Raw genomic sequence first — 24,412 nt, 5'->3', positions numbered from 1 at the left:
CCTGCCCTTAAGAACGGTTCAGGAAGGGTACCGCCGGTCGGCACCCTATGCCGTGGTCGGTGAGGGTTGATCATCCGTCCGACCGATGTCGGCCATCATCGCGGCGTCGGCGATCCGGCCGCAGGCGACCAGCGCCGCACCGGTCGCCCCGATCTCCGGGTAGCGCCCGAAGCACACCGTCCGGGGCGCCAGCACCGTGGCGAACGTCCGACGCCACCAGCGCGAGGCCGCCATCGCGCCGCCGCCCAGGATCACCTCCACCGGCTGACCGACCGTGGACTCCAGCGCCGCCAGATCGTCGACGACCTGCTCGCACACCCCACGCATCAGCCCGGCCAGCATCTCCACCGCGCTGGTGCCGAAGCCCAGGCCGCGCAGCTCACCCGAGCCGGCGCGACGCCGCCCCGGCGGCCGGTCGCCACCGAAGCCGACGTTCGCCGGCCGGCCGCCGTGCGGGGGCAGCGCCGCCAGCGCCGCGTCCAGCGCCTCGCCGCTGGGCAACCGCAGCGTCCGGTCGGCCCAGGCGAACAGATTCCCACCGGAGGAGTACGCCGCCCCGGTCACCACATGGTCGTGGTCCACCCGGTACCGCCACAACCGTTGTGGCAGCGGCGGCAGCTCCGCCCCCGCGGGCATCCGTTGCAGCAGCCGTACCGCCGAGGAGGTGCCGACGGTCACCGCCACGCGGGTGTGGTCGACGCAGCCGGAGCCGACGTTGGAGGCGGCGCCGTCACCGACCGGGGCGGCCCACCGCGCCCGCGCCAGGTCGGGCCAGCGCCGGGCGGATTCGGCACCCAGCCGGCCGTACCAGCCCGGCGGCGCCAGCTCGGGCAGGTCCGTGCCCCGGACGTCGGCCAGCGCACACGCCTCGGCGTCCCAGTCCAGGGTGCGCAGGTTCAGCAGGCCGGTGCCCGACGCCTGGGACACCGACATCGGAGCGTCGGTGAGCAGCCGGCCCAGCACGTACTCGACCAGCCCGACGAAGCGGGCCGGCGGGCTGCCGATCTGCGCCCGCAGCCAGGGCAGCCGCGCCGACCAGTAGCAGCGGTGCCACCAGGTGCCGGTGCGCTGGTGGTAGGCGTCCGGGTCGGCCGGCCCGGCCTGCGTGGCCGGCGGCTCGGGCCGGGTGTCCAGCCAGGTGAGCACCGGGCCGAGCGGCTCCTCGTCCGGCCCGAGTGGCAGCACCGAGTGCCACTGGGCGCTGATCGCCACCAACTCCACCCCGCCCAACCGGCCCTGTTGGCTCAGCTCGTCCAGACACTCGGTCAGGCAGGCCAGGTAGTTACCGGCGTCCAGGGTGCCGGTGCCGTCGTCCTGGGCGGTCAACACCACCCGTCGCCGGGCCAGCGCGCCGGGCAGCGGCCGGGCGTCGGCGTCCAGCACGAGCCCGCGTACCGAGGAGGTGCCGAGGTCGAGAGCGAGAATCTTCATCGCGGGTCAACGTACCCGCTGGGGCCGGCAGCACAACGGCAGCGCACACCGGGTACGCCGATCGGCTTTCCGCGCCGGCACCGGGCGCGTAGGGTGAACGCATGCTCGCGCGACTGACCTGCTGGTGGCCCGCCGACCCGGCGGCCCATCTCCGCGCGTAGCTTTTCCACGCGGCCGCCCGACGAGGCGGCCGCCGGTCACTTCCCGGCCCACGGGCGCCCCGACGGCGGCACCCGGCCCCGAAGGAGACCGATGACCCCGCTGATCGACCTGCTCACCACCCTCGCCACCGGCGCCGATCCGGGCCCGTTCGCGCTGATCCGCCGGGACGGCGGCGACCATCTCGACCTGTTCACCGGTCCGGTGCACACCGTCGACCAGCTCGCCGACATCCCGCTGCCCGTCGGCTCGTCCGGCCCCACCACGCTGGCCCTGGTGCCGTACCGGCAGCTCGCCGAGCGGGGATTCGCCTGCGTCGACGACGGCGTCCCGCTGGAGTGCCTGCGCATCGCCCACCACGACCGGCTGCCGCTGGACACCGTCCTCGACGCCCTGCCCGACGCGCCGGTACGCACCACCGGCGCGGCGTTCGACGTCACCGACGACGAGTACGCCGCCGTCGTCGCCCGGGTGCTCGCCGAGGAGATCGGCCGCGGCGAGGGCGCCAACTTCGTCATCCACCGCACCCTGCACGCCCGGGTGCAGGGCGCGCCGGTGGCCGCCGCACTGGCCGCGCTGCGGTCGCTGCTGCAACGCGAACGTGGCGCGTACTGGACGTTCGTGGTGCACACCGGCGCGCGCACGCTGGTCGGCGCCAGCCCGGAGCGGCACGTCAGCGTCGACGACGGGCTGGTCATGATGAACCCGATCAGCGGCACCTTCCGGCACACCGGGACGACCGCGGACCGGGCCGCGCTGCTGCGGTTCCTCGCCGACACCAAGGAGACCGAGGAGCTGTACATGGTCCTCGACGAAGAACTGAAGATGATGGCCAGCGTGGCCGAGCACGGCGGGCAGGTGGTCGGGCCGTACCTGAAGGAGATGTCCCACCTGGCGCACACCGAGTACCTGCTGGCCGGGCGCGGCTCGAAGGATGTCCGGGACGTGCTGCGGGAGACGATGTTCGCGCCGACCGTGACCGGCAGCCCGATGGAGAACGCCTGTCGGGTGATCGCCCGGCACGAGTCGGCGGGGCGTCGCTACTACGGTGCCGTGCTGGCGCTGCTCGGTCACGACGACGCCGGCCGGCAGACCCTCGACGCGCCGATCCTCATCCGCACCGCTGAGATCTCGCCCGCCGGTGACCTGCGGGTGCCGGTCGGGGCGACCCTGGTACGCCACTCCACCGCGGCGGCCGAGGTCGCCGAGACCCACGCCAAGGCCGCCGGGGTGCTGGCCGCCCTCGGCCTGGGACCGCAGGCACCGGCCGTCGACCACCGCGGGGCGGCCCGGCTCGCCGACGACCCCGACGTACGCGCCGCCCTGGCCGCCCGCAACGTTCCGCTGGCCCGTTTCTGGCTGGACCAGCGGCCCCCGGGCGCCCTCGCCGTGCCCGGGTTGACCGACCGGCGGGCTCTGATCGTCGACGGCGAGGACACCTTCACCGGCATGCTGGCCCACCAACTCGGCGCGCTGGGGCTGGGGGTGACCGTGCGACCGTGGCACGACGCCGGGCCGGTGTCCGGGTACGACCTGGTGGTGGTGGGACCGGGGCCGGGCGACCCGACCGGCGACACCCCGAAGATGAGCGCCCTGCGCGCCCTGCTGGCCACGCTGCTGGACGGCGGGCAACCGACTCTCGCCGTCTGCCTGGGCCACCAGCTCCTCGCCGGTCTGCTCGGGCTGCCCGTGCACCGCCGCGACGCGCCCTACCAGGGGCTGCAACGCGCGGTGCCGCTGTTCGGCACGCCCCGGCGGGTCGGCTTCTACTCCACCTTCACCGCCCGCGCCGCCGCCGACCACCTGGACGGCCCGTACGGCCCGGTCGAGCTGGCCCGCGACGAGGTCGACGGGGCGGTGCACGCGCTGCGCGGGCGGGGTTTCGCCGGGGTGCAGTTCCACCCGGAGTCGGTGCTCAGCCCGGACGGCGTGACGGTCCTGGCCGACCTGCTGCGTGCGCTGTTGCCGGCACCGGCCGGGGAGTTGTCGGGCAGCGCCCAGGCATAGTCGGACGGATCCGGGGTAGCGCTGTGGACAGCCGACGGCCCGGGCGGGTCCGAGAGCCCCCGCCCGGGCCGCCGGTCCGGCTTCAGCCGACACACCGTTGTCGGTCGGCCGCCCGCACGTCCGGTCAGCCGGCCAGGCCCTGCTTGAGGGCGGCGCCGATCCGCACCGCCCGCTTGGCCGTCAGGGCCGTCGCCGACAGGGCCACCTGATCCGGCGCGATCTCGCCGTTGTTGCTGGTGTGCGACGCGCCGTACGGGTTCCCGGCGACGAACTGGCTCGGGTCGGTGTAGCCGGGCGCGACCACGATCCCGCCCCAGTGGTAGAAGACGTGGAACAACGACAGCAGGGTCGACTCCTGCCCACCGTGCTCGGTGGCGGTGGAGGTGAAGGCCGAGTACACCTTGTCGGCCAGCGCCCCGTTGGCCCACAGCGGGCCCGTGGTGTCGATGAACTGCTTGAGTTGGGCGGCGACCAGCCCGTACCGGGTCGGCGAACCGAAGATCACCACGTCGGCCCAGCTCAGGTCGTCCGGCTCGGCCTCCTCGACGTCCTGGGTCTCGAGCCGGTGCGCCTGCCACCCGGAGTTGGAACGGATCGCCTCGTCCGGCGCCAACTCCCGCACCTTGCGCAGCCGCACCTCCGCGCCCGCCTCACCGGCGGCGTCGCTCGCCGCCTGCGCCATCTGATAGGTGATGCCCGTGGCGCTGTAGTAGATCACCGCCACCTTGACCTGTGCCGCCATCGCACGTCCTTCCTGGTTTTGGATCAGCTTTGGCGACTACCCGATGTTTACGTCGACAAACAGCTCTGCTGTCCACCGTTCGATGGACAGCGCGATCCCGTCCACCGGTCGTCCCGTGCCCCGCCGGGGCCGGCCGACGATCGAGGCATGACCGACACCCCCGCCGTCCGCGTACGCGGACTACGCAAGACGTACGGCGACACCCTCGCCGTCGACGGCGTCGACCTGGACGTCGCCGCCGGCGAGGTGGTGGCCCTGCTCGGCCCCAACGGGGCGGGCAAGACCAGCACCATCGAGATCCTGGAAGGGCACCGCGACCGCGACGCCGGTGAGGTGAGGGTGCTGGGTCACGACCCGGCCCGCGCCGGTCTGGACTGGCGGACCGGGATCGGCATCGTCACCCAGGACGGCGCCGACCTGACCGAGCTGACCGTCCGGGAGGCCGTCCGCCACTTCGCCCGCTACTATCCCGAGCCCCGCGACCCCGACGATGCCATCGAACTGGTCGGCCTGACGGGCAAGGCCGACGCTCGGGTCCGTACCCTCTCCGGCGGCCAGCGCCGCCGCCTCGACGTGGCGATCGGCGTCGTCGGCCGCCCCCGGCTGCTCTTCCTCGACGAGCCGACGACCGGCTTCGACCCGCAGGCCCGTCGGCAGTTCTGGGCCCTGATCCGGCGGCTGGCCGCCGACGAGGGCTGCACCATCCTGCTCTCCACTCACTACCTGGAAGAGGCCGAGGCACTGGCCGACCGGGTCGCGGTGATCGTCGACGGCCGGATCGTCGCCGCCGGCACCCCGGCCACCCTCGGCGGGCGGGCCACCGCCCGCACGCTGGTGCGCTGGGCCGACGGACGGCAGGAAACCGACGACCCGGCCGCCCTCGTCGCCTCGCTGACCCGCCGCTACGGCGGCGTGGTGCCGGGGCTGACCATCAGCCGGCCCAGCCTCGAAGACGTCTACCTCGACCTGATCGGAGACCCGTCGTGACCACGACCCTGGGCCGCCCCGGCACGCGTCCCTCCGCCGCCCGGCTCGGGCTGTACCGGGCGGCGATCGAGCTGAAGACCTTCTTCCGGGAGCGCGACGCGGTGGTCTTCACCTTCGCCCTGCCGGCCGTCATCCTCGCCCTGCTCGGCGCCATCTTCGACGGCGTCTACCCGGGCAGCGACGTCACCTCCGCCGAGTACCTCGCGCCGAGCATGATCGCCGCCGGGATCGCCTCGACCACCTTCGTCAACCTGGGCACCGGCATCGCCACCGACCGTGACGACGGCACCCTGCGCCGGCTACGCGGGGCCCCGATGCCGCCGTCGGCGTACGTCATCGGCAAGATCCTGATGGCGTTGGTGGTCACCGTGGGCGAGACACTGCTGCTGCTCGGCATCGCGGTCGTCGCCTTCGACGTACGACTGCCGACCGACCCCGCCCGCTGGTTCACCTTCGGCTGGGTGTTCCTGCTCGGCACCACCGCCTGCGCCCTGGCCGGCATCGCCGCGAGCAGCCTGGCCGGTTCGGCGCGCAGCGCCGGTGCCGTGATGCACCTGCCCTACCTGGTGCTGGCCTTCGTCTCCGGCGTCTTCTTCACCCCGGTCGGGGCGCTGCCCGGACCGCTGATCACCCTCGGCTCGCTGTTCCCGCTCAAGTGGATGGCCCAGGGCTTCCGTTCCGTGTTCCTGCCCGACAGCATCCTTCCGCAGGAGGTCGTACCCTCCTGGGAGCATGGCCGGATCGCGCTCGTGCTCGCCGCCTGGTGCATCGGAGGCATGCTGCTGTGTCTGACCACCTTTCGCTGGCACGGCCGGCGGGGCCGGTGAGGCAGACCGACGCGACCGCCGAGGTGTGGAGCGCGCGCTTCCGGCTCTGGGACGGCTACTTCGCACTGGCGGCCACCGGCGTCGCGGTGGCCGTGGCCGCCGACGGGTTCTGGTCACCGGCCGCCCGCGCCGGCTGCCTCGGGCTCATCCTCGCCCTGGCCGGCTGGTATCTCGGCTTCGGGCGGCGACTGATGCGCGACTCCGTCGAGGACCGGCGCGGCTACCTCTACCTGGCCGGCGTCCTCCTGCTCTACGTGCCGGCGGTGCTGCTCGACGGAACGGCCTCGTTCCTGCTGTTCGTGCTCTGCCCGCAGGCGTTCATGGTGCTGCCGGCCGTCCCGGCGGTCGGCGGGGTGCTGCTGCTCAACTCGGTGCACGTCATCGTGCTGGCCGTCCGCGTACCGGACCTGAGCGACGTCGCCGCACCGGCGCTGATCGCGCTGCTGACCGTCTTCGTGGTCTGCGTCGTGGGTGTCTGGTCGCAACGCACGGTCACCGAGAGCGTCCAGCGGGCCGAGCTGATCGCCCGGCTGGAACGCACCCGGGCGGAGCTGGCCGAAGCCTCCCACCGGGCCGGGATCGCCACCGAACGTCAGCGCCTCGCCGCCGACATCCACGACACCGTGGCACAGGGCCTGTCCAGCGTGGTGATGCTGATCCAGGCCGCCGAGGCCGACCTCGACCGCGATGCCACGCAGGCCCGCCGACACCTCGACCTGGCCCGGCAGACCGCCCGGGAGAACCTGCTCGACGTGCGTACGCTGGTCGCCGCCCTCACCCCGGCACAGCTGGACGGCTCCCCGCTGCCGCAGGCCCTGCACCGGCTGGCCGAACGGTTCACCCGGGAGACCGGAGTGCCAACCAACTCTGCCGCCGCCGGCACCGGACCCGCGCCCGGCACCGCCACTGAGGTGGTGCTGCTGCGTGCGGCGCAGGAGGCGCTGACCAACGTGCGCCGGCACGCCGACGCCAGCGCCGTGGCGCTGCTGCTGCGCCACCACGACGACCGGATCACGCTGGAGGTGGCCGACGACGGCGTGGGCTTCGAGCCCGGCGACCGCACCGACGGCTACGGCCTGACCGGGCTGCGGGCCCGAGTCGAGCAGGTGCACGGCACCCTGGTCGTACGATCGGCGCCCGGCGAGGGCACGACGATCCGGGTGGAGGTGCCGTACGCATGATCACCGTACTGCTGGTGGACGACCATCCGGTGGTCCGCGCCGGAGTGGCCGGCATGCTCGCCGGCACCGAGGACATCGACATCGTCGGGGAGGCCGGCGACGCGGCCGAGGCGGTGGCGGCGGTCCGGGCCCGGCGCCCCGACGTGGTCCTGATGGATCTGCGGCTGCCCGGTGATGACGGGGTGAGCGCCACCGCGCGGCTCCTCGCCGAGTCCCCGGCCACCCGGGTGGTGGTGCTCACCACCTACGAAACCGACGCCGACATCCTGCGCGCCGTCGAGGCCGGCGCCGCCGGCTACCTGCTCAAGGACGTCACCCGGGCCGACCTGGTCAACGCGGTACGCACCGCCGCGCGTGGCGGCACCGTGCTCGCGCCGTCGGTGGCCACCCGACTGCTGCACCAGGTCCGCCGACCCGCCCGGGGCACGCTGTCCGCCCGGGAGGTGGAGGTGCTCCGGCTGGTCGGCCGCGGGCTGTCCAACGCCGAGATCGGCCGCGAACTGCACATCAGCGAGGCGACCGTGAAGACCCACCTGTTGCGTACCTTCAACAAGCTCGACGTCTCCGACCGCACGGCGGCGGTCACCACCGCGATGGCCGCCGACCTGCTGTGAGCCGTCCCGCGCCGGCCGATAGCCTGGGCCGGTGATGTTGCCCCTGCCCACCGGCGAGTTCCAGGCGTACCTGTTCGACTGCGACGGCACCATCGTCGACTCGATGCCCCAGCACTACACGGCCTGGCGGGAGACCCTCGACGAGTGGGACTGCCCCTTCCCCGAGGCGCTCTTCTACGCCTGGGCCGGGCGGCCGACGGCGGACATCGTGATCACCCTGAACGAAGAGCACGGCCTGCGGATGCCGGTGGAGACGGTCGTCGCCCGTCGGGAGGCCCGCTTCCAGCAACTGCTGCCCACGACCACCGGCATCCCGGGGGTGCTGCACCACATCGACGACGCGCACGGGCGCATCCCGTTCGCCGTGGTTTCCGGCAGCACCCGGGAGGCGGTCACCGCCTCCCTCGACGCCATCGGCATCCTCGACCGCTTCGACGTGTTGGTCTGCGCCGGCGACTACACCCGGCCCAAGCCCGATCCGGAGCCGTTCCTGCGCGCCGCCGAACTGCTCGGTGTGCCGCCGCAGTCGTGCCTGGTCTTCGAGGACGCCGATCTGGGCATCGAGGCCGCCACCGCCGCCGGCATGGCTGCGGTACGCGTACCGCAGCCCCGCCAGGGCTGACCGGGCTCCCGCCCGACCGGCACGACGGCGCTCGGTTCCTCAAGATATCCGCAAGTTGCGCCGATCACAGTTCTCGGCCGGGTCGGAAAGCGCCATCCTGATGGGATCGGTGCCGGCGATCCGTCGCCGCCCGCACCGACGAACCTGAACGGGGGATCGCGCTCCGCCATCAACGACGCTGGTGTAGCGCGGTCAGGGGCACCGGATGTCGGTGCCGATTTCTATGCTGCGGTCGACCCCGACGAAAGGCGGCCGACTCGTGGCAACGACCGGTTCGACGGCGCTGACCGGCGCCGAGGCGCTCGCGTTGCGAATGAGCAGTCTCCGGCTGCGCCCGCATCCCACCGCCGCCCCGCTCACCACGGTGGCCGAGGTGGTCGAGTGGTTCGGCGCCATGCAGGCGCAGGACATGGCCAGCGGCATGTGGTCACTGGGCGTACGGCTGCCCGGGTCGACCCACGCGGACGTGCACGCCGCGTTGGAACGCCGCCAGGCCCTGCGGACCTGGCCGATGCGCGGCACCATCCACCTCGTGCCGTCCCGGGACGCTCGCTGGATGCTGGAGCTGACCGGCGTACGCGCGCTGGCCGGGGCGGCCCGGCGGCGCGAGTTCCTCGGCCTGTCCGAGGCCGACGCGGACCGCGCGGCCGACGTGCTGGGCGAGCTCCTGGCCGGCGGCGGCCGGCTGACCCGCACCGAATGCGTGGCCGCGTTGACCGAGGCCGGCATCGACGGCGCCGGCCAGCGCGCGTACCACCTGCTGTGGTACGCGGCCCAGCGCGGCGTCACCTGCATCGCCCCCAACGTCGGCACCGAGCAGACGTTCGCGCTGCTCGACGAGTGGGCGCCGGGCCAGCACCAACCCGACCGGGACGAGGCGCTGGCCACCCTGGCGCTGCGCTACTTCCGCAGCCACGGCCCCACCACCCGGCAGGACTTCGCCGGCTGGACGGGCCTGACCGCGACCGACGCGAAACGGGCCATCGCCGCCGCCGGAGACGCCCTGGCCACGGTACGCGTCGACGGCGTCGAGGCGGTGCTGCCCACGCCGCTGCTCGACGCGCCCCGCACGGCGGTCGACGACGTGCTGACGCTGCCCGGCTTCGACGAGTACCTGCTCGGCTACAAGGACCGCACGCTGATGCTCGACCCGGAGCACAAGCAGGCGATCATCCCCGGCGGCAACGGCGTCTTCCAGTCCACCGTGGTCGTCGGCGGTCGGGTGGTCGGCACCTGGAAACGCAGCCTCGCCAGGACCCGCGTCACCATGGCCGTGCAGCCCCTGGTCGACCTCGCCCCCGCCAGGCGCGAGCAGGTCGACCAGGCCCTCACCCGCTACGCCGACTTCCTCGCCCTGCCACCCCGCGTGACCTGGCCCTGACCCCCCACCCCGTTGATCATGAGGTTAGCGGCAGTTGAGGAGATCAACTTCGCCGCTAACCTCATGATCAACCAGGTGGGCGGGCCGGGTCGCGCATCGCCAGGCCCTGGGAAGGGGGCGTTCTGCCCACGGCGAAGATCCTTGGTTGCGTCGGGTCGTCGCTGCTTGGCTGGGCGGCGTGGAGATTCTGGTGCTGGGCGGGACGGCGTGGCTGGGCCGGGAGATGGCCCGGCAGGCGATCGGGCGAGGGCATTCGGTGACCTGCCTGGCCCGGGGCGAGAGCGGCGCGGTGCCGCCCGGTGCCGTCCTCGTCCCCGCCGACCGGGCCGATCCGGCAGCCTACGACCCGTTGCGTGACCGGGACTGGGACGCCGTCATCGAGGTGTCGTGGCAGCCGGGCTTCGTCCGGGACGCGTTGCGGGCGCTGGGCGACCGGGCGCGGCACTGGAGCTACGTCTCCTCCGTCAGCGCCTACGCCGCGCACGACACACCCGGCGCCGACGAGTCGGCCACCACCCTGCCGGCCACGACCCGGGACGTGGTCGACCGCGAGGAGTACGGCGAGGCGAAGGTGGCCTGCGAGCAGCTCGCCACGACCGCGGTGGGCGACCGGCTGCTGGTGGCCCGCGCGGGCTTGATCGGTGGCCCCGGTGACCATACCGGCCGCTCCGGCTACTGGGTCGCCCGCGCCGCCCGTGACCCCGAGGCGCCGCTGCTGGTGCCCCGCACCCCCGACCTGCCCACCCAGGTCATCGACGTACGCGACCTCGCGGCATGGCTGCTCGACAACGCCCAGACGGGCACGGTCGGCACGTTCAACGCGGTGGGCCCGGTGGTGCCGTTCGGTGAGTGGGTCGCCCGGTGCCGCGCCGTCGGCGGGCACACCGGCCCGGTGGTCGAGGTCGATGCGGACTGGCTGCTGGCCCAGGGCGTGGCGCAGTACATGGGCCCCGAGTCGCTGCCGATGTGGCTGGTCGAGCCCGGCTGGTCGGGTTGGTCGGCGCGCAGCGGCGCGGCGGCGACCGAAGCCGGGTTACGCCACCGGCCACGCGCCGACCTGCTGGCGGACACTCTTGCCTGGGAACGCGAGGCCGGCCTGCACCGCGACCGGCGTGCCGGCCTGAGCGCCGCCCGCGAGGCCGAACTGCTCGCCGCGCTGCCCCGCCCGACCGGTGCCGTCTGAGCGGTCCCGCCGGGGCGCCGTGGCCCCGGGCCGCCGCTTCCGTCGGTGATCAGCGCTTCGGGTCGGCGGCCAGGAAGGCCCGGATGGTTTCGGTGATGGCCGGCCAGTCGGCGGCGAACTCGTAGAAGTGGTGATTGGCCTGGCTTTCCACCAGCTCGGCCCGACGAATCCGGGTGATCAGAGCCTCGGCATGCGCGAACGGCACCCCACCATCGCGGCGGCTGGCGATCACCAGGGCCGGCTGGGTGACCTGCGGGGTCAGATCCTCGCGGGGCCGCAGATCGTTGCGGAATCCGGCGCCGGAACGCATCCGGGAGAAGAGCCAGACCAGTTGCGTACGCTGCTCGGGGCTGAACTCGGCCAGCACCCGCTCGGCCGGAAGGGTGGAGAGGCCGGAGAGCAGCTGCCGCAGGGCCAGATCCGGGTTACGACGCAGCAGTGCCCGCATCCCGCCCCACGTCAGGCCCTCGATCCAGGGTGAGAACATCAGGCCCGCGAGGAGACGGGTGCGGCGGTCCGGATAGGGCAGCGGCCCCACTGCGGCCTGTGTGATCAGCCGCTCGACCAGGGCCGGGTGACGGGCGGCCAGGGCCACCGCGGTCGGCCCGCCGGCGGAGATGCCGACCGCCGCCGTGATTCGTTCGATGCCCAGGTGCCGGCAGAGTTCGGCGGCCACGTCGGCGAAGCCCGGCAGGGTCGTCCCGGTGGTGAGCGGGGTCCGGCCGTAGCCCGGACGCGACGGCGCCAGCACGGTCACGTTGGCCTCGGCGTACACCCGCTCGTCCAACGTCAGACCGGCCCGCATGTGGCCACCGTGAAACACCACGACGACGGCGTCCCCGCGTCGTTCCAGCCGATAATCCACCGGGCCAGCAGGTAGGTCCACGATGGTCGTCGGGCGCTCCGTCATCGGGATCACCGCACGAAGACTAGGGCACCCGAGCCGCACAGTGGAGCTCCGGCCCAACGCCGGCTCCGGCTCAGTCCCGGCTCACGGCCACCATGGCACTCTCACTCCCACTGTCGCTTCCGGTGCCTGTCGAGCTGATCCGTTTGCGCTATCACGCCTGCCGCAGAGATCCGCGTTCGCCATGGCCACCTCGCCTCCGCCGGCACCACCCGACGACGGCGAGCGGCCCGACCCGAGCGACACCACCCCGGCCCCACCCGGCACCACCCCGGTGCCCGTCGGGGCCAGTCCCCGCGATCCGTTCACGCCATCAGCTCGACACGCTCACCCTCCACCTCCACCTCCACCCCCACCCCCACCCGGCACCCCGGCACAGGCACAGGCACAGGCACAGGCGTTGATCATGAGGTTAGCGGCGCTTTGAAGATCAACCACTGCCGCTAACCTCATGATCAACGCCTGGGTGGGGGTCAAGGGGTCCAGGAACGGGGCGAGCGTTTCGGGGAGGCCGGTGATAGGTGGTGGTGGCGAGGTCCAGGCCGGGTGGCCGATGTACCTGAGGGTGCGGGCGGCGCGGGTTGCGGCATCTCGGGGTATTCGGGTGCTCAGGGCGGGCACGGGTTACGGCATGTCGGCCCATCCCGCCCTTCGGGCGGCGCGGGTTGCGGCATGTTGGGCTTTCCGGACCGGTTGACACCGCGAGTTACGGCGTCCTGCGCGCGGCCCCGCGAGTTGCGGCATCCTGTGGCAGAGCCCGCGAACTGCGGCATCCTGTGGGCAGGGCCGCGAGTTGCGGCGTCCTGTGACATGCGGCGGTGCCGGTTGAGGATGTGGTCTCATCGCCCGGCCGCCGTGTTAGGACCTGCCCCGAACGGGGGCCGATCACCGCTGCGCGAGCCCGGCCCGCCGTCCTATTGCCGGTCGCTCTCGGAGTGGCGAAAAGCCCTCGGCCGGGTGGCCGAGGGCTTTTGCGAGGGTTGGGAGGTCGGTCAGACGGTTGGGTCGGCGGTCTTTGCCAGCTCGACGAAGCTGCGCCACGCTGCCGGCCCGAAGGCGAGCGTCCCGCCGTCGCGGTCCTTCGTGTCGCGGACCAGGACGACGCCGGAAAGGTTGTCAGCCACCTCGACGCAGGCCCCGCCGTTGTTGCCGCTCCTGCTGCTCTTGCGCCACTGCGCGCCGGTCACGTCCATGCTGCTGCCGCCTCCGTGATGAGTGCCAGGGACTGGGCTCGCGGTAGGGCTTCCCCGGTTATCCGCGCCCATCTGCGTTCCAGGGTAGCGAGTTCGGGCCGCTGCTCCATTATCTGCGCCTGCACCTGTCCATCGATGTGTGCGATCCGGCTGCCGTCGGGCAGATCCGCCAGGATGAATGGCCCGCCGTAGCCGGGGTGCATCCCGGCGCTGGCCGGTACGATGTGGAGCTGCACGGACGGCAGCGCGGCGCAGGCCGCGAGGTGTTCGCACTGCTCGCGCATCATGGCCCGGTCACCGCCGGACGTTCGGCGCAGCACCAGTTCATCGATCACCGCGACCAGCAGCGGCGGGCGGTCACGGTGCAGGATGGCCTGTCGGGCGAGACGCGCGGCCACCAGGTCGTCGACCTCACCAGGGGTCAGGTCTTCGCCGGCTAACGTGGCTCGTGCGTACGCCTCGGTTTGCAGCAGGCCCGGCACCCAGGCCAGCTCGAACCAGCGCAGCGCCACCGCGTCGCGTTCGTGGTCGGCCCACGGGCGGAACCACACCGGCTCGCGTCGTTTCAGGACGTCCGGCCACAGCTCGGTGATCTCTCGTCCGAGGAGTCTTGCGACCTGGGCGCGGTGTCGGGTCTGCGGAATGCGTCCCGGGTTTGCCCAGCGGGCGGCGGTCTTCGGGTCGACGCCCGTCTCGGCTGCGAGCATGTCGGCGGTCATACCGACTTCGGTCATCGCCTCGATTACCAGGTGATTCATCCGCTATCCCTTCAGGACGTCCCAAACAACCATCAACCATCCTGTTACAGGGTGTGATTGGTTGGCAACCCTCGGCAGGCTGTTGTTCGACGGCAGGTGCCAGTGGAGGCATGTGAGGCCCGGTGGTCCTGCTGTCGGGGGTCGCCCCATGTGGCGAGCACCTCCGGGGCGACCCCCTCCCACATCCGTGTCGACACCAGGAGGCGCCCGTGTCCGTGCCGAAGCCCGCGAAGGCCGTACCCGAGTCGCGCTGGTCGGACCGAGCCAACCGCCGCGATGTCCGGTGACCGGACGCCGGAGGGACGGGACACCGCTGGTCTCCCCCGGCGTGTACCTCCTGACCCGGGAGGCGTCCCCGCAGTTCGGCAACCCGATCATGGTCCGGGTGATCCGGGAGCTGACCGACCGACAGACCTACCACGGGTGGACCTGGATCGACTGCTATCAGCTCGACCGGCACGGGGACGCGACGGACAAGCGGCAGCTGTTCGTACGGCCGGAGGGGATGCGCTCGGTGACCGTACCCCCGGTCCCGTACGCCGCGCGTCGCTCCCCGCGCCGATCCGGCGTCGGACGAGCGGTCGAGTGAGCGGCAGACTGGCTGATCATGTGCCGTCTCGACCGACCTGGCGCTGCCAGGCGTGCGGGGTCGCCTGGCCGTGCTCACCGGCGAAGCTGCGCCTGCTGGCGGAGTACCGGGGGAACATGCCCGGTCTCATGGTCTACCTCGTGACGGTACGCGAGGAGGCCGCCGGACAGCTCATTGAGGCCAACCCCGACGGGCCTCCTCCTGACCTGCATCGTCGATTCACCGACTGGGTCCCGGTCCGCAGCAAGGAACCCACCCGCGACACGTCCTAGTCCGGCTTTCAGAAGTCGATCAGCAGGTGCCATGATGTGCCGTTTGCCTGAGGGAGAACTGAGGGGTTGGGATGTTGCACCTGCTGTTCCTGCAGTACACGGGGTCGGAGCAGGAATCCGAGCCGTTCGTCGCCGGGCATGTCCTCTTCTTGGAGCGCTATCACCACGAGGGGACGTTCTTGGTGTCCGGGCAGGCGGTGCCCTCGGTGGAAGGCGGTGCCATCGTGGCCTGGACCGTCGATCGTGCAGCAGTCGAGCGGATTCTTGCGGAGGACCCGTTCGTCGTGGCAGGGGTCGCGAAGTACACGGTTACGACGATCGATCCGGGGCGGGTTCACCCGGCGCTGGCGGGCATACTTGGGGTCGACGGCTCCCGGGTACGCGGCTGACGCCGACTACAGCCACTCGTTGATCGTGTCGATGTGGACGGTGGCGTGGTGGCGGACGGCGAGTTTGTCGTATCGGGTGGCCAGAGCTCGGTTGCGTTTCAGCTGGTTGATGCCGCACTCGACGGCGTGGCGTTGCCGGTAGATGTGGGGGTCGAAGCTCGGCGGCCGGCCGCCCTGGGAGCCCTTCTTGCGACGGTTCGCGGCTTGGTCGGCCTTGATCGGGATGGTCGCGGGAACTCACCCGTTGTCGCAGGTGTAGCCGAGCTCGCGGGAGATCTGATTCGCGGTGTCGAGCAGGAGGGGAAGGCTGCCCTGGAGCTGGTCGAGGTTTGCGATGACCTCGATCGCGGTCATCGAGGCGGCAGCGATGACCCGCCCACGCACGTCTCTGATCGGCGCGGCCACGCACATGACGTAGGTGTCGTGCTCACCGTTGTCGACGGCCCAGCCCTGTTCCCTGATGCGGACGAGTTCGGCGTCGAGTGATTCGCGGTCGGCGTACGTGGTCGGGGTGAATCGTTCGAACACGACGTGCGAGAGGAGGCGGTCCCGCTCCTCCGTCGGCAGGTACGCAAGAATGATCTTGCCGACGGCGCTGGCGTAGATCGAGACCGCACGCCCGATCCGGGACGGCAGCTTGACGGCGTCGAAGGCCGGGCTGTCGACCTTGTCGATATAGATGATCTCGTCGCCGGTGAGCTGCGCCAGGTGTACGGTGTGGCCGGTCTCGCGCTGGAGCACGCGGAGGGGCGCGGCGGCGAACTGGCGCAGGTCCATCGAGCCGAGGGCGAGTTCCGACAGCTCGATGATGCCGCTGCCGAGCACGTAGGTCCCGGCGCCGGTCCGGCGGACGAAGCGGGCCGATTCGAGCGTCTGCAGGATCCGCAGGGCCGTGGACTTGTGGACCCCGAGGACCTGCGCCGCCTCGGTGAGTGACAGCGGGTGCTCGGCAGCACGACGGATCAGATCGACCGCACGGCGAATCGATTGCGACAAGACGATGTCTCCGTTACCTTTCAGTGCGCTCTAGTGGGCATGTGATCAGTAGTCCTACCTTGCGGTGGGACGGTCCCGGTCTGATCGGCGATCGCCGTGCCGGGTTGACGCTTCGTAGCCACCAGCCCGCCGGGGCGGGTCTTACGGTCGGCTCCACGTCCAGTCACCGGGCCACTCCCGGCGGTGTCCACTCCAGTCGCCAGTGCGGCGAGGTTGCGTGCGGCGTTGAGGTCGCGGTCGAGGATGATGCCGCAGGTGGTGCAGGTGTAGGTGCGCTCGGACAGGGGCAGCTTGGCTTTCACCGCGCCACAGCCGGAACAGGTCTTCGAAGACGGGTACCAGCGGTCGGCCACGATCAGCCGGCCACCGTTCCATTGCGTTTTGTACGCCAGTTGGCGGCGAAGCTCGCCGAAGCTGGCGTCGGCGATGTGCCGGGCCAGCCTGCGGTTGCGCAGCATCCCGGCCACATTCAAGTCTTCGACCACGATCGTGCCGTGCGCGCGGGCGAGTCGGGTGGTGAGTTTGTGCAGGCCGTCACGACGCAGATTGCTCACCCGGGCATGCGCGCGGCCCAGCCGAGCGGATGCCCGGGCCCACCGCTGCGATGGACGCTGCCCGGTACGCCGGTCAGGGCCGGTCTTACGCGACAGTGCCCGTCCCAGACGCCGCAACCGGGTCTGCGCCGCGGCCAGGTGACGCGGGTTGTCGACCAGTTCACCGGTGGACAACACCGCCAGATGCGTGACGCCGACATCCACACCCACCACCGAGCCAGGGCATGCTGGCGCCCGGTCGGCCCGGTCCACCTCGACGCAGAACGCCACATGCCACCGACCGCCGTCACGACGCACCGTGGCCGACATGATCCGGGCCGTGCCGTTGTCCAGGCGTCGAGCCAGCTTCCGCGCCGACTCATGCAGCTTCAACCGACCCAGCCGGGGCAGCATCACATGCTTACGGTCCGCCTCGACACGGATCGCTCCCGTGGTGAACCGCACACTCGGTGCGCTGCGGCGACGCGACTTGAACCGAGGAAACCCGATCGACCGGCCCGCCCGTCTTCCCGTGCGGGAGTCGGACCAGTTCTTCAACCCGCGGGCGAGAGCGTCCAGGCCGGTGTTGAACGCCTCCTTCGAGCACTCCCGCCACCACGGCGCCACCACCTCTTTCCCAGCGTTCCACGCCTTCCGCAGCGCCGGCAGCGACCAACCGATCGCAGGCGTCAGATCAGCCTCGGCGACCCCGTAGCTGCGTTCAGCCGCCCGCTGGCTCATCACCGCCACCACTCGAGCCAACGCCCAGTTATAGGCAACCCGAGCCGCCCCCGCATGGGCCAACACCGCCCGCTCCTGCACCGGCGTGAGATCCAGCGCGTACCGATACGCCTGAATCGTCTTCACGCCAGGTCATCTTCGATGGTGGCCTCGACGGCCCGACGAACGCGGTCCGCAGCGGCACCTCGGCCGTACCGGCGGGCACACAACGACGCCACAATCTCGGCCACGTCCCCGACACGGTCGTCATCGACCCCGGCAGAGTCGACCACCAGCAGACGGCGGCCCTGCCCAGACAGCGCGGCCTCCACGTACTCGGCACCGAAACAGGCGAACCGGCCGCGATGCTCGACCACAATCGTACTCACGCTCGGATCCCGTAGCAGGGCGAGGAACCTCTTACGGTGACCGTTGAGCGCCGGCCCGACCTCGGTCACCACCCGATCCACCGCAATACGCCGCCCCGTCGCCCACACAGTCACACGCGCAACCTGCCGATCAAGCTCCGCCCTCTGACCAACCGACGACACACAGCGAACACCACAGTCTGCCCCACGACCGGAGCCGAACCGGCTAGCGGCTCTCCGACCATGATCAGCCGCGAGACGATACGTAGGAACAGGAAGCCTCCCAGCCGCGTACTGCCGCCGCGCAGTCACACACGCGACACCCTGGGAAGCCGCCCACTCCTTCAAATTCACCCAACCACCCTGCACCCCACAGAGCGCTAAACAACGCTGACACGCCAGCAGCAGACAACCCTCCGCGCGGCGACCCCGACGGCCGTCTCGTTGCATCATATGCAACGCGGCGTGCTCCTTGCGCAACCCACTATTGACACCGTTGTATAGATCGTTACGATCGTTGCAGATTCCAGCTCGGCGACACCTGACCTGTTTCAGGGGAGTGACGATGAGCAAGGAGCCCTGGTTCGGGAGTGCCGCCGAGGCGTTGCCGGACGACGTCGATGACAGCGTCCTCATCGGCCGGATCTGGGACCCGTCCGTCGACGGCCCCTCACCCGTGACCGTCCGCCACGGCGAGGTCATCGACGTCAGCCACCGGTTCCCCACCGTCCGGGACATCTGCGAGCTGCCCGACCCCGCCGCGACGGTGGCCGGGCTGGACGGGCCGCGAGTCGGCGGCTTCGGCGAGCTACTGGCCAACACCGACGCCGCGAACCGTGACCGGAGCCGGCCCTGGCTGCTCGCCCCGGTCGACCTGCAAGCACTCAAGGCCGCCGGCGTGACCTTTCCGGTCTCGATGATCGAACGCGTCATCGAGGAGCGGGCCCGGGGCGACCTGACCCTCGCGGCGGACATCCGTGCCCGGATGCTCGCCGACATCGGTGCCGACCTGCACCGCCTGGTCCCCGGCTCGGCGGCGGCGGAGCGGCTCAAGGCCGCGCTGATCGCTGAAGGCATCTGGAGCCAGTACCTGGAGGTGGGGATCGGACCGGACGCCGAGATCTTCACCAAGGGTCAGATCCTCTCCGCCGTCGGCACCGCCGTTCCGGTCGGTGTGCTCGCGGCGTCGACCTGGAACAACCCGGAACCCGAGATCGCGCTCATCGCCCAGTCCAGCGGCCGGGTCGTCGGCGCCACCCTCGGCAATGACGTCAACCTGCGGGATGTCGAGGGTCGCTCGGCGCTCCTGCTCCCCCGAGCCAAGGACAACAACGCCTCATGCGCACTCGGTCCGTTGATCCGGCTGTTCGACGAGCGGTTTCCGCTCAGCCGGGTGCGCGAACTCGAGGTGGGCCTCCAGGTCCGCGGGGTGGACGACTTCCACCTGGCGGCGACCTCGGAGATGGCCCAGATGTCGCGCGACCCAGTGATGCTGGTGCGGCAGTTGATCGGCCCGCATCACCAGTATCCGGACGGCGCCGTCCTGATGCTCGGCACCATGTTCTCGCCCACTCAGGACCGGGAGCGCCCCGGTGAGGGCTTCACCCACAAGGTCGACGACGTGGTGCGGATCAGTTGCCCGGCGCTCGGCGCCCTGGTCAACCGGGTGCGGCACGCGGAGCAGTGCGAGCCCTGGCAGTTCGGCGTCCGCGATCTCATGGGCAACCTGGCGAGGAGAGGACTGCTGTGAACGTCACCACCACCGATCCGCGTGACGGCCGACGCCGCGCGACGGATCTCACCGAGACGGACGAGTCTGGCGTGGCGGCGATCGCCGACCAGGCGGCCCGGGCGGCACAGTGGCTGTTCGACCTGGGCAGGCTCGGGAGGGCGCAGCTGCTGGACACGATCGCCACGTCCCTGGAGTCCCGTCGCGTGGACCTGGCCGCGGCCGCGGAGGCGGAGACCGGACTGGGCCAGACCCGACTCGACTCGGAGCTCACCCGGGCGGCGGTCCAGTTCCGGATGTTCGGGGCGGTGCTGCGCGACGGTGGGTATCTGGAAGCGGCCATCGACCACGCCGCCGACACACCACTCGGCCCCGGCCCCGACCTGCGGCGGATGCTCGTACCCCTCGGACCGGTGGCCGTCTTCGGAGCCAGCAACTTCCCGTTCGCCTTCTCCGTCGCCGGAGGCGACACCGCCTCGGCGCTGGCCGCCGGTTGTCCCACGGTCGTGAAGGCCCACCCGTCCCATCCGCTGACGTCGCGTGCCTCCGCCGACGCGATCGAGTCGGCCATCCGCGACCTGGACGGGCCCGGCGGTGTGATCGCGACCGTGTACGGGGAACAGGCCGGCCGTTGGCTGGTGCGCCATCCGGCGATCCGGGCGGTTGCCCTGACCGGTTCCCTCGGCGCCGCCCGCGCCATCCAGGCGGCCATCGACGAACGAGCTGATCCCGTTCCGCTCTACGCCGAGTTGAGCAGCGTGAACCCGATCGTCGTCCTGCCCGGGGCGGCCGCCAGCCGGGGAGACCAGATCGCCGAAGGTCTGTTCGCCTCCTTCACCGGCTCGGGCGGTCAGCTGTGCACCAAGCCCGGGCTGGCGTTCGTCCCGGCGGACCCGGGCGGCGACCATCTGGTCGACACGCTCCAGGGGAAGGTCGCCTCCGCTGGCGGGATGGTCCTGCTGAACCAGCGCATCCGTGCCGCGTACGAGAGCGGGGCCAAAGCGTTCGAGCGGGCCGGCGCTCGCCTCTCCGCACGGCCCCGAATCGAGGCGGGGACGGGCTTCGCGGTGGCACCGACGCTCCTGGAAGTAGATCTGTCGGGCCTGACCGCCGAGCTCGCCGACGAGTGCTTCGGCCCGCTCATGGTCGTGGTCCGCTACCGCCACGTCGCCGATCTCGACGCCGCGCTCGCGATCGTTCCGCCGTCGCTGACCGGGTCCGTCCACAGCGGACCGCGAGACGGCACCGATGCCATGCGCAAGCTGGTCGACGTCCTCACGGCCCGCTCGGGCCGCATCGTCTTCGACGGCTATCCCACCGGCGTCCGGGTGTCGTGGGCGCAGCACCACGGTGGACCCTGGCCGTCGACGAATGCCGTGCACACCTCGGTGGGCGGCACGTCGATCCGACGGTTCCTGCGCCCGCTGGCCTGGCAGAACGCCCCGGAATGGATCCTCCCTGAGGAGCTGCGAGACGAGTACGCCGCCGTTCCCCGCCGCGTCGACGGGAGGTTGGTGCCAGCGATCGATCGCCCGTCCTGATGTCGACGCATGGAACCTCGTGCACCGCGAGCCCGAAGGGAACATGTCAATGAAGACGACACGAACACTCGCCACGGTAGCGATGCTCGCAGCCGCGAGCGGCCTCGTCGCCTGCTCCTCGGACGGAGGCGGAAGCGACGCGAGCAACTGCACCAACACCATCACCAAGCAGGACCTGCCGGTTGTCACGATGTGGGCCTGGTACCCCAACATGGAACTGGTCGTGGACAACTTCAACAAGGCCAACGACGAGGTACAGGTCTGCTGGACCAACGTCGGACAGGGCGGCGACCAGTACGACAAGTTCCAGACCGCCATCTCGGCGGGCACCGGCGCACCCGATCTGGTCATGGTCGAGATGGACCGGATCCCGACCTTCCAGATCCAGAACGCGCTCGTCGACATCAGCGGGTACGACCTCGAAGCGGCCCGGGCCAACTACGGCGAGGGGGCCTGGAAGGACGTCTCGGTCGGCGACGCGGTCTACGGCGTCCCGGTCGACGGCGGCCCGCTGGCGATGATCTACCGCAAGGACATCTTCGACAAGTACGGCATCGCGCCGCCGAAGACCTGGGCGGAGTACGAGCAGGCCGCACAGAAGGTGAAGGACGCTGGCGGACCGCTCTTCGGTGACCTGGGCGCGAACGTCCCGGCGCTGATGATGGCGCTACAGATTCAGAAGGGCGCGGCCCCGTACACCTATGATCCCGCGCAGCCGGAATCGATCGGTGTGCGACTGAACGACCAGGCCTCGAAGGACGTGCTGGAGTACTGGGGCGGCCTCGTACGCAAGGGCCTGGTCGGTACGCAGGACCAGTTCACCCCGGAGTACATCTCCGGGGTCATCAACGGCAACTACGCCACCTACATCTCGGCCGCCTGGGCGCCCGGTTACCTGACCGGCGCGGGCGTCGGTCAGGGACAGGACACCGGCACGTTCGCGGTGGCGCCCCTGCCGCAGTGGGATCCGACCAACCCGGTCCAGGTGAACTGGGGCGGGTCGGCCTTCTCGGTCACCAGCCAGTCCAAGAAGCCGGAACTCGCGGCCAAGGCCGCCTACGGCCTCTACGCCGACGAGGAGTCGCTCACCGACGGCTGGACCAACCAGATCATCTTCCCGCTCAACCTGACGGCGCTCAACAATCCCGAATTCGTCGATCTCAAGGTGGCGTTCTTCGACGGCCAGCAGGCGAACAAGGAGGTGTACGTTCCCGCCGCCAACGCCTACCAGGGCGTCGTCTACAGCCCCTTCGGCCAGTACTACTTCGATGCCATGACCAAGCAGATCAGCGCGATCAGCGCCGGCTCCGTCACCGGTTCGCAGGGCGCTGACCGGCTCCAGGAAGACGTGACGAAGCACGCCACCGAACAGGGCTTCACCGTTCGATGACGTCGTTGACCGAGAAGCGCGCACCGCGCACTCACGATCAGAAGCACAAGATCCGCGGCAAGGTTCAGCGCCGTGAGCACCTGACGGGGTGGCTCTTCGTCGGGCCGTTCGGGGTCGTCTTCCTGGCGTTTCTCATCGCCCCGCTGGCGTACGCGCTGTACCTCAGCCTGTTTCAGAAGAAGCTGATCGGGGGCACCAGCTTCGTCCTGTTCGACAACTACGTGAAGGCGTTCACCGACCCGAGCTTCCTGTCCGGAGCGTGGTTCGTCGTTCGCTTCGCGCTCGTCGCCATTCCGGTCCAGATCGCCGTCGCGCTCGCGATGGCCCTCATCCTGGACGCGGTGACCTCGCTGTTCACCCGCTTCTCCCGCCTCATGATCTTCCTGCCCTATGCGATCCCCACGGTCATCGGGGCCGTGATGTGGGGGTTCCTGTACAGCCGGAGCTTCGGCCCGCTCTCCGACGTCTTCGGGCTCTTCGGCGCCACCGCACCCGACTTTCTGAGCAGCAGCCTGATCTTCTACGGCCTGCTCAACATCGTCACCTGGCAGTGGGCCGGCTACTACATGATCATCCTGTACGCGGCTCTGCAGGGAATCGACCCGACGCTCTACGAGGCCGCTCGGATGGACGGCGCCGGACGGTGGCAGGTCGCCCGGCGGATCAAGATTCCGCTGATCGCGCCCGCGCTGATCCTGATCCTGGTCTTCTCGCTCATCGGCACCCTGCAGTTCTTCAACGAACCGCAGTTCCTGCGATACCTCGCCGCGGGCACGATCGGGTCGGACTTCACGCCCAACATGTACGCGTACCAGCAGGCGTTCGGACTGGCCAACTTCAACTACGGGTCGGCGATCTCGTTCGCCCTCGGCGGACTCGTCTTCATCTGCGTCTACGCATTCCTGTTCTTCACCCGCAAGCGGAGGAGCTTCCTCTGATGGCCGAGCACCCCAACATCAGCGCAGGCCACCGCCGACCGCAGCGCCACCTTCCGCTGCAGATCCTCCTCGGCTTCCTGGTGATCTACTTTCTCGTGCCGTTCTGGTGGGTGATCGTCAACAGCTCCAAGGACGCGCCAGGCCTGTTCGGCGGCGGCAACAGCCTCTGGTTCGCCGACCAGATCGACTACCTCGGCAACCTCAGGCAGTTGTTCACCCACGACGGGGGCATTTACGTCAGGTGGATCCTGAACTCCACGTTGTACGCGCTCGCCGGTGGAATCGGTGCCACCGTCCTGGCGGTGATGGCCGGCTACGGGTTCGCCAAGTACCGGTTCGCCGCCCGGCGCTTCAGCTTCGCCGTCGTGCTCGGCGCGCTGATGGTGCCCGCCACCGCCCTGGTCATCCCGACCTTCATCATGTTCGCCAAGCTCGGCCTGACGAACACGGTCTGGGCCGTGATCCTTCCCTCGCTGCTCAATCCGTTCGGCGTCTACCTGATGCACGTGTACGCGCGCGACGCGGTCCCCGACGAGATCCTGGACGCGGCGCGGGTCGACGGCGCGGGAGAGATGCGCACCTTCCTCCAGGTCGCCCTGCCGCTGATGCGCCCTGCGGTGGTCACCGTCCTGCTCCTGTCCGCCGTCGCGTCCTGGAACAACTACTTCCTGCCGCTGGCCATGCTCTCCGACAACCGACTCTTCCCCGTCACTGTCGGCCTCGGCCTCTGGCAGGGAGTCGCTTCCGCGAACAACGCGGGCGGCACCTCCCTGTGGAGCCTGATCATCCTGGGCTCGCTCGTCTCGGTGATTCCACTGATCATCGCGTTCTTCAGCCTGCAACGACACTGGCGCGGCGGGCTGTCCGTCGGGGGCCTGAGGTAGGTCACCGCTGCCGTCATTTGCTCACCGATCGCCGCGCTTCCCGTGCGGCCAGACAGTCGACAGGAAGGTGT

24 protein-coding genes and 1 pseudogene are annotated in these 24,412 nt (G+C 70.8%); 16 read left to right on the top strand and 9 right to left on the bottom strand.

Features of this window, described 5'->3' with window-relative positions; translation table 11 throughout:
* Positions 1–45 precede the first annotated feature (45 nt).
* Positions 46–1,431 carry an FGGY family carbohydrate kinase gene (locus IEY61_RS24230; RefSeq protein ID WP_189048207.1) on the bottom strand — a complete coding sequence of 462 codons (1,386 nt, stop codon included), beginning with the start codon at positions 1,429–1,431 and terminating at the stop codon, positions 46–48.
* 252 nt (positions 1,432–1,683) lie between these two features.
* Between IEY61_RS24230 and IEY61_RS24225 the strand changes: the two genes are divergently transcribed.
* Positions 1,684–3,597, top strand: coding sequence for an anthranilate synthase family protein (locus tag IEY61_RS24225; RefSeq protein WP_189048205.1), 1,914 nt, complete (start codon positions 1,684–1,686; stop codon positions 3,595–3,597).
* A 124-nt stretch (positions 3,598–3,721) separates the two neighbouring features.
* Here IEY61_RS24225 and wrbA read toward each other — a convergent pair whose 3' ends face one another.
* Positions 3,722–4,339, bottom strand: a complete 618-nt coding sequence (wrbA, locus tag IEY61_RS24220; RefSeq protein ID WP_189048202.1) for an NAD(P)H:quinone oxidoreductase — start codon at positions 4,337–4,339, stop codon at positions 3,722–3,724.
* A gap of 147 nt (positions 4,340–4,486) precedes the next feature.
* On the opposite strand from wrbA, the gene IEY61_RS24215 reads away from it, so the two are divergent.
* From IEY61_RS24215 to IEY61_RS24185, 7 genes are all read left to right on the top strand, one after another.
* Positions 4,487–5,326, top strand: coding sequence for an ABC transporter ATP-binding protein (locus IEY61_RS24215; RefSeq protein ID WP_189048200.1), 840 nt, complete (start codon positions 4,487–4,489; stop codon positions 5,324–5,326).
* A complete protein-coding gene (locus tag IEY61_RS24210; RefSeq protein WP_229706403.1) occupies positions 5,323–6,153 on the top strand; it encodes an ABC transporter permease in 831 nt (276 codons plus the stop codon). The genes IEY61_RS24215 and IEY61_RS24210 overlap by 4 nt, the downstream gene beginning before the upstream one ends.
* Complete coding sequence (locus IEY61_RS24205; RefSeq protein ID WP_229706402.1) at positions 6,150–7,334, top strand: sensor histidine kinase; 1,185 nt, start codon at positions 6,150–6,152, stop codon at positions 7,332–7,334. The genes IEY61_RS24210 and IEY61_RS24205 overlap by 4 nt, the downstream gene beginning before the upstream one ends.
* Positions 7,331–7,948 (top strand): response regulator, encoded by a 618-nt coding sequence (locus tag IEY61_RS24200; protein WP_189048198.1) that lies wholly within the window; start codon positions 7,331–7,333, stop codon positions 7,946–7,948. Before IEY61_RS24205 ends, IEY61_RS24200 begins: the two co-directional genes overlap by 4 nt.
* Before the next feature lie 34 nt (positions 7,949–7,982).
* Positions 7,983–8,570, top strand: a complete 588-nt coding sequence (locus tag IEY61_RS24195) for an HAD family hydrolase (protein WP_308424590.1) — start codon at positions 7,983–7,985, stop codon at positions 8,568–8,570.
* Positions 8,571–8,883: 313 nt separating this feature from the next.
* A complete protein-coding gene (locus IEY61_RS24190; RefSeq protein ID WP_189048255.1) occupies positions 8,884–9,951 on the top strand; it encodes a winged helix DNA-binding domain-containing protein in 1,068 nt (355 codons plus the stop codon).
* Between the two features lie 178 nt (positions 9,952–10,129).
* Positions 10,130–11,134 (top strand): NAD-dependent epimerase/dehydratase family protein, encoded by a 1,005-nt coding sequence (locus IEY61_RS24185; RefSeq protein ID WP_189048194.1) that lies wholly within the window; start codon positions 10,130–10,132, stop codon positions 11,132–11,134.
* Between the two features lie 49 nt (positions 11,135–11,183).
* Here IEY61_RS24185 and IEY61_RS24180 read toward each other — a convergent pair whose 3' ends face one another.
* The 3 genes from IEY61_RS24180 to IEY61_RS24170 form a co-directional block, all read right to left on the bottom strand.
* Entirely contained in the window at positions 11,184–12,044 is an 861-nt protein-coding gene (locus IEY61_RS24180) for an alpha/beta fold hydrolase (protein ID WP_189048192.1), read from the bottom strand.
* 989 nt (positions 12,045–13,033) lie between these two features.
* The gene (locus IEY61_RS24175; RefSeq protein ID WP_189048190.1) at positions 13,034–13,234 is read right to left on the bottom strand and encodes a DUF397 domain-containing protein; all 201 of its coding nucleotides are present in this window, start codon (positions 13,232–13,234) and stop codon (positions 13,034–13,036) included.
* Positions 13,225–13,992 carry a Scr1 family TA system antitoxin-like transcriptional regulator gene (locus IEY61_RS24170; protein ID WP_189048188.1) on the bottom strand — a complete coding sequence of 256 codons (768 nt, stop codon included), beginning with the start codon at positions 13,990–13,992 and terminating at the stop codon, positions 13,225–13,227. The genes IEY61_RS24175 and IEY61_RS24170 overlap by 10 nt, the downstream gene beginning before the upstream one ends.
* 283 nt (positions 13,993–14,275) lie before the next feature.
* Between IEY61_RS24170 and IEY61_RS24165 the strand changes: the two genes are divergently transcribed.
* The 3 genes from IEY61_RS24165 to IEY61_RS24155 all read left to right on the top strand — a co-directional run bounded on the left by IEY61_RS24165 (position 14,276) and on the right by IEY61_RS24155 (position 15,242).
* Complete coding sequence (locus IEY61_RS24165) at positions 14,276–14,581, top strand: hypothetical protein (protein WP_229706401.1); 306 nt, start codon at positions 14,276–14,278, stop codon at positions 14,579–14,581.
* Positions 14,578–14,853 (top strand): flavin reductase, encoded by a 276-nt coding sequence (locus IEY61_RS24160; protein WP_189048186.1) that lies wholly within the window; start codon positions 14,578–14,580, stop codon positions 14,851–14,853. Before IEY61_RS24165 ends, IEY61_RS24160 begins: the two co-directional genes overlap by 4 nt.
* Positions 14,854–14,924: 71 nt before the next feature.
* On the top strand, positions 14,925–15,242 hold the full coding sequence (locus IEY61_RS24155; protein ID WP_189048184.1) for a YciI family protein: 318 nt from the start codon (positions 14,925–14,927) through the stop codon (positions 15,240–15,242).
* Between the two features lie 6 nt (positions 15,243–15,248).
* On the opposite strand, the pseudogene IEY61_RS24150 reads toward IEY61_RS24155, so the two are convergent.
* The 4 genes and pseudogenes from IEY61_RS24150 to IEY61_RS24135 form a co-directional block, all read right to left on the bottom strand.
* Positions 15,249–15,479: pseudogene (locus tag IEY61_RS24150) on the bottom strand (IS5 family transposase); the annotation flags it as partial.
* Positions 15,480–16,238 carry an IclR family transcriptional regulator gene (locus tag IEY61_RS24145; protein WP_189048182.1) on the bottom strand — a complete coding sequence of 253 codons (759 nt, stop codon included), beginning with the start codon at positions 16,236–16,238 and terminating at the stop codon, positions 15,480–15,482. It abuts the pseudogene before it with no gap.
* 20 nt (positions 16,239–16,258) lie between these two features.
* Positions 16,259–17,638, bottom strand: coding sequence for an IS607 family element RNA-guided endonuclease TnpB (gene tnpB, locus IEY61_RS24140; protein ID WP_189048180.1), 1,380 nt, complete (start codon positions 17,636–17,638; stop codon positions 16,259–16,261).
* Positions 17,635–18,213 (bottom strand): IS607 family transposase, encoded by a 579-nt coding sequence (locus IEY61_RS24135; protein WP_189048177.1) that lies wholly within the window; start codon positions 18,211–18,213, stop codon positions 17,635–17,637. The genes tnpB and IEY61_RS24135 overlap by 4 nt, the downstream gene beginning before the upstream one ends.
* 211 nt (positions 18,214–18,424) lie before the next feature.
* Here IEY61_RS24135 and IEY61_RS24130 point away from each other — a divergent pair, with 211 nt between their 5' ends.
* Genes IEY61_RS24130 through IEY61_RS24110 form a run of 5 tightly spaced genes read left to right on the top strand, consistent with a single transcriptional unit; the run spans position 18,425 to position 24,341 of the window.
* Positions 18,425–19,609, top strand: a complete 1,185-nt coding sequence (locus tag IEY61_RS24130) for a fumarylacetoacetate hydrolase family protein (RefSeq protein WP_189048175.1) — start codon at positions 18,425–18,427, stop codon at positions 19,607–19,609.
* Complete coding sequence (locus tag IEY61_RS24125; protein ID WP_189048173.1) at positions 19,606–21,129, top strand: aldehyde dehydrogenase (NADP(+)); 1,524 nt, start codon at positions 19,606–19,608, stop codon at positions 21,127–21,129. Before IEY61_RS24130 ends, IEY61_RS24125 begins: the two co-directional genes overlap by 4 nt.
* 49 nt (positions 21,130–21,178) lie before the next feature.
* Complete coding sequence (locus tag IEY61_RS24120) at positions 21,179–22,519, top strand: ABC transporter substrate-binding protein (protein ID WP_189048171.1); 1,341 nt, start codon at positions 21,179–21,181, stop codon at positions 22,517–22,519.
* Positions 22,516–23,457, top strand: coding sequence for a carbohydrate ABC transporter permease (locus tag IEY61_RS24115; protein WP_189048169.1), 942 nt, complete (start codon positions 22,516–22,518; stop codon positions 23,455–23,457). The genes IEY61_RS24120 and IEY61_RS24115 overlap by 4 nt, the downstream gene beginning before the upstream one ends.
* Positions 23,457–24,341 (top strand): carbohydrate ABC transporter permease, encoded by an 885-nt coding sequence (locus IEY61_RS24110; protein WP_189048167.1) that lies wholly within the window; start codon positions 23,457–23,459, stop codon positions 24,339–24,341. Before IEY61_RS24115 ends, IEY61_RS24110 begins: the two co-directional genes overlap by 1 nt.
* Positions 24,342–24,412: the final 71 nt, after the last annotated feature.

Origin of the sequence: Micromonospora sonchi, from assembly GCF_014646235.1 — a bacterium.
In the GTDB taxonomy this organism is placed as follows: Bacteria; Actinomycetota; Actinomycetes; order Mycobacteriales; family Micromonosporaceae; genus Micromonospora; species Micromonospora sonchi.
Note: the sequence above shows the minus strand (reverse complement) of the source record. Positions and strands in the feature narration are given on the sequence as shown.

Bases quoted from the DNA above. Each gene is read 5' to 3' on its own strand.
- IEY61_RS24225 (WP_189048205.1), top strand. From the start codon at position 1,684: ATGACCCCGCTGATCGACCTGCTCACCACCCTCGCCACCGGCGCCGAT.
- IEY61_RS24155 (WP_189048184.1), top strand. From the start codon at position 14,925: ATGTTGCACCTGCTGTTCCTGCAGTACACGGGGTCGGAGCAGGAATCC.
- IEY61_RS24130 (WP_189048175.1), top strand. From the start codon at position 18,425: ATGAGCAAGGAGCCCTGGTTCGGGAGTGCCGCCGAGGCGTTGCCGGAC.
- IEY61_RS24190 (WP_189048255.1), top strand. From the start codon at position 8,884: ATGAGCAGTCTCCGGCTGCGCCCGCATCCCACCGCCGCCCCGCTCACC.
- IEY61_RS24215 (WP_189048200.1), top strand. From the start codon at position 4,487: ATGACCGACACCCCCGCCGTCCGCGTACGCGGACTACGCAAGACGTAC.
- IEY61_RS24115 (WP_189048169.1), top strand. From the start codon at position 22,516: ATGACGTCGTTGACCGAGAAGCGCGCACCGCGCACTCACGATCAGAAG.
- IEY61_RS24200 (WP_189048198.1), top strand. From the start codon at position 7,331: ATGATCACCGTACTGCTGGTGGACGACCATCCGGTGGTCCGCGCCGGA.
- IEY61_RS24110 (WP_189048167.1), top strand. From the start codon at position 23,457: ATGGCCGAGCACCCCAACATCAGCGCAGGCCACCGCCGACCGCAGCGC.
- IEY61_RS24180 (WP_189048192.1), bottom strand. From the start codon at position 12,044: ATGACGGAGCGCCCGACGACCATCGTGGACCTACCTGCTGGCCCGGTG.
- IEY61_RS24120 (WP_189048171.1), top strand. From the start codon at position 21,179: ATGAAGACGACACGAACACTCGCCACGGTAGCGATGCTCGCAGCCGCG.
- IEY61_RS24195 (WP_308424590.1), top strand. From the start codon at position 7,983: ATGTTGCCCCTGCCCACCGGCGAGTTCCAGGCGTACCTGTTCGACTGC.
- wrbA (WP_189048202.1), bottom strand. From the start codon at position 4,339: ATGGCGGCACAGGTCAAGGTGGCGGTGATCTACTACAGCGCCACGGGC.
- IEY61_RS24170 (WP_189048188.1), bottom strand. From the start codon at position 13,992: ATGAATCACCTGGTAATCGAGGCGATGACCGAAGTCGGTATGACCGCC.
- IEY61_RS24175 (WP_189048190.1), bottom strand. From the start codon at position 13,234: ATGGACGTGACCGGCGCGCAGTGGCGCAAGAGCAGCAGGAGCGGCAAC.
- IEY61_RS24230 (WP_189048207.1), bottom strand. From the start codon at position 1,431: ATGAAGATTCTCGCTCTCGACCTCGGCACCTCCTCGGTACGCGGGCTC.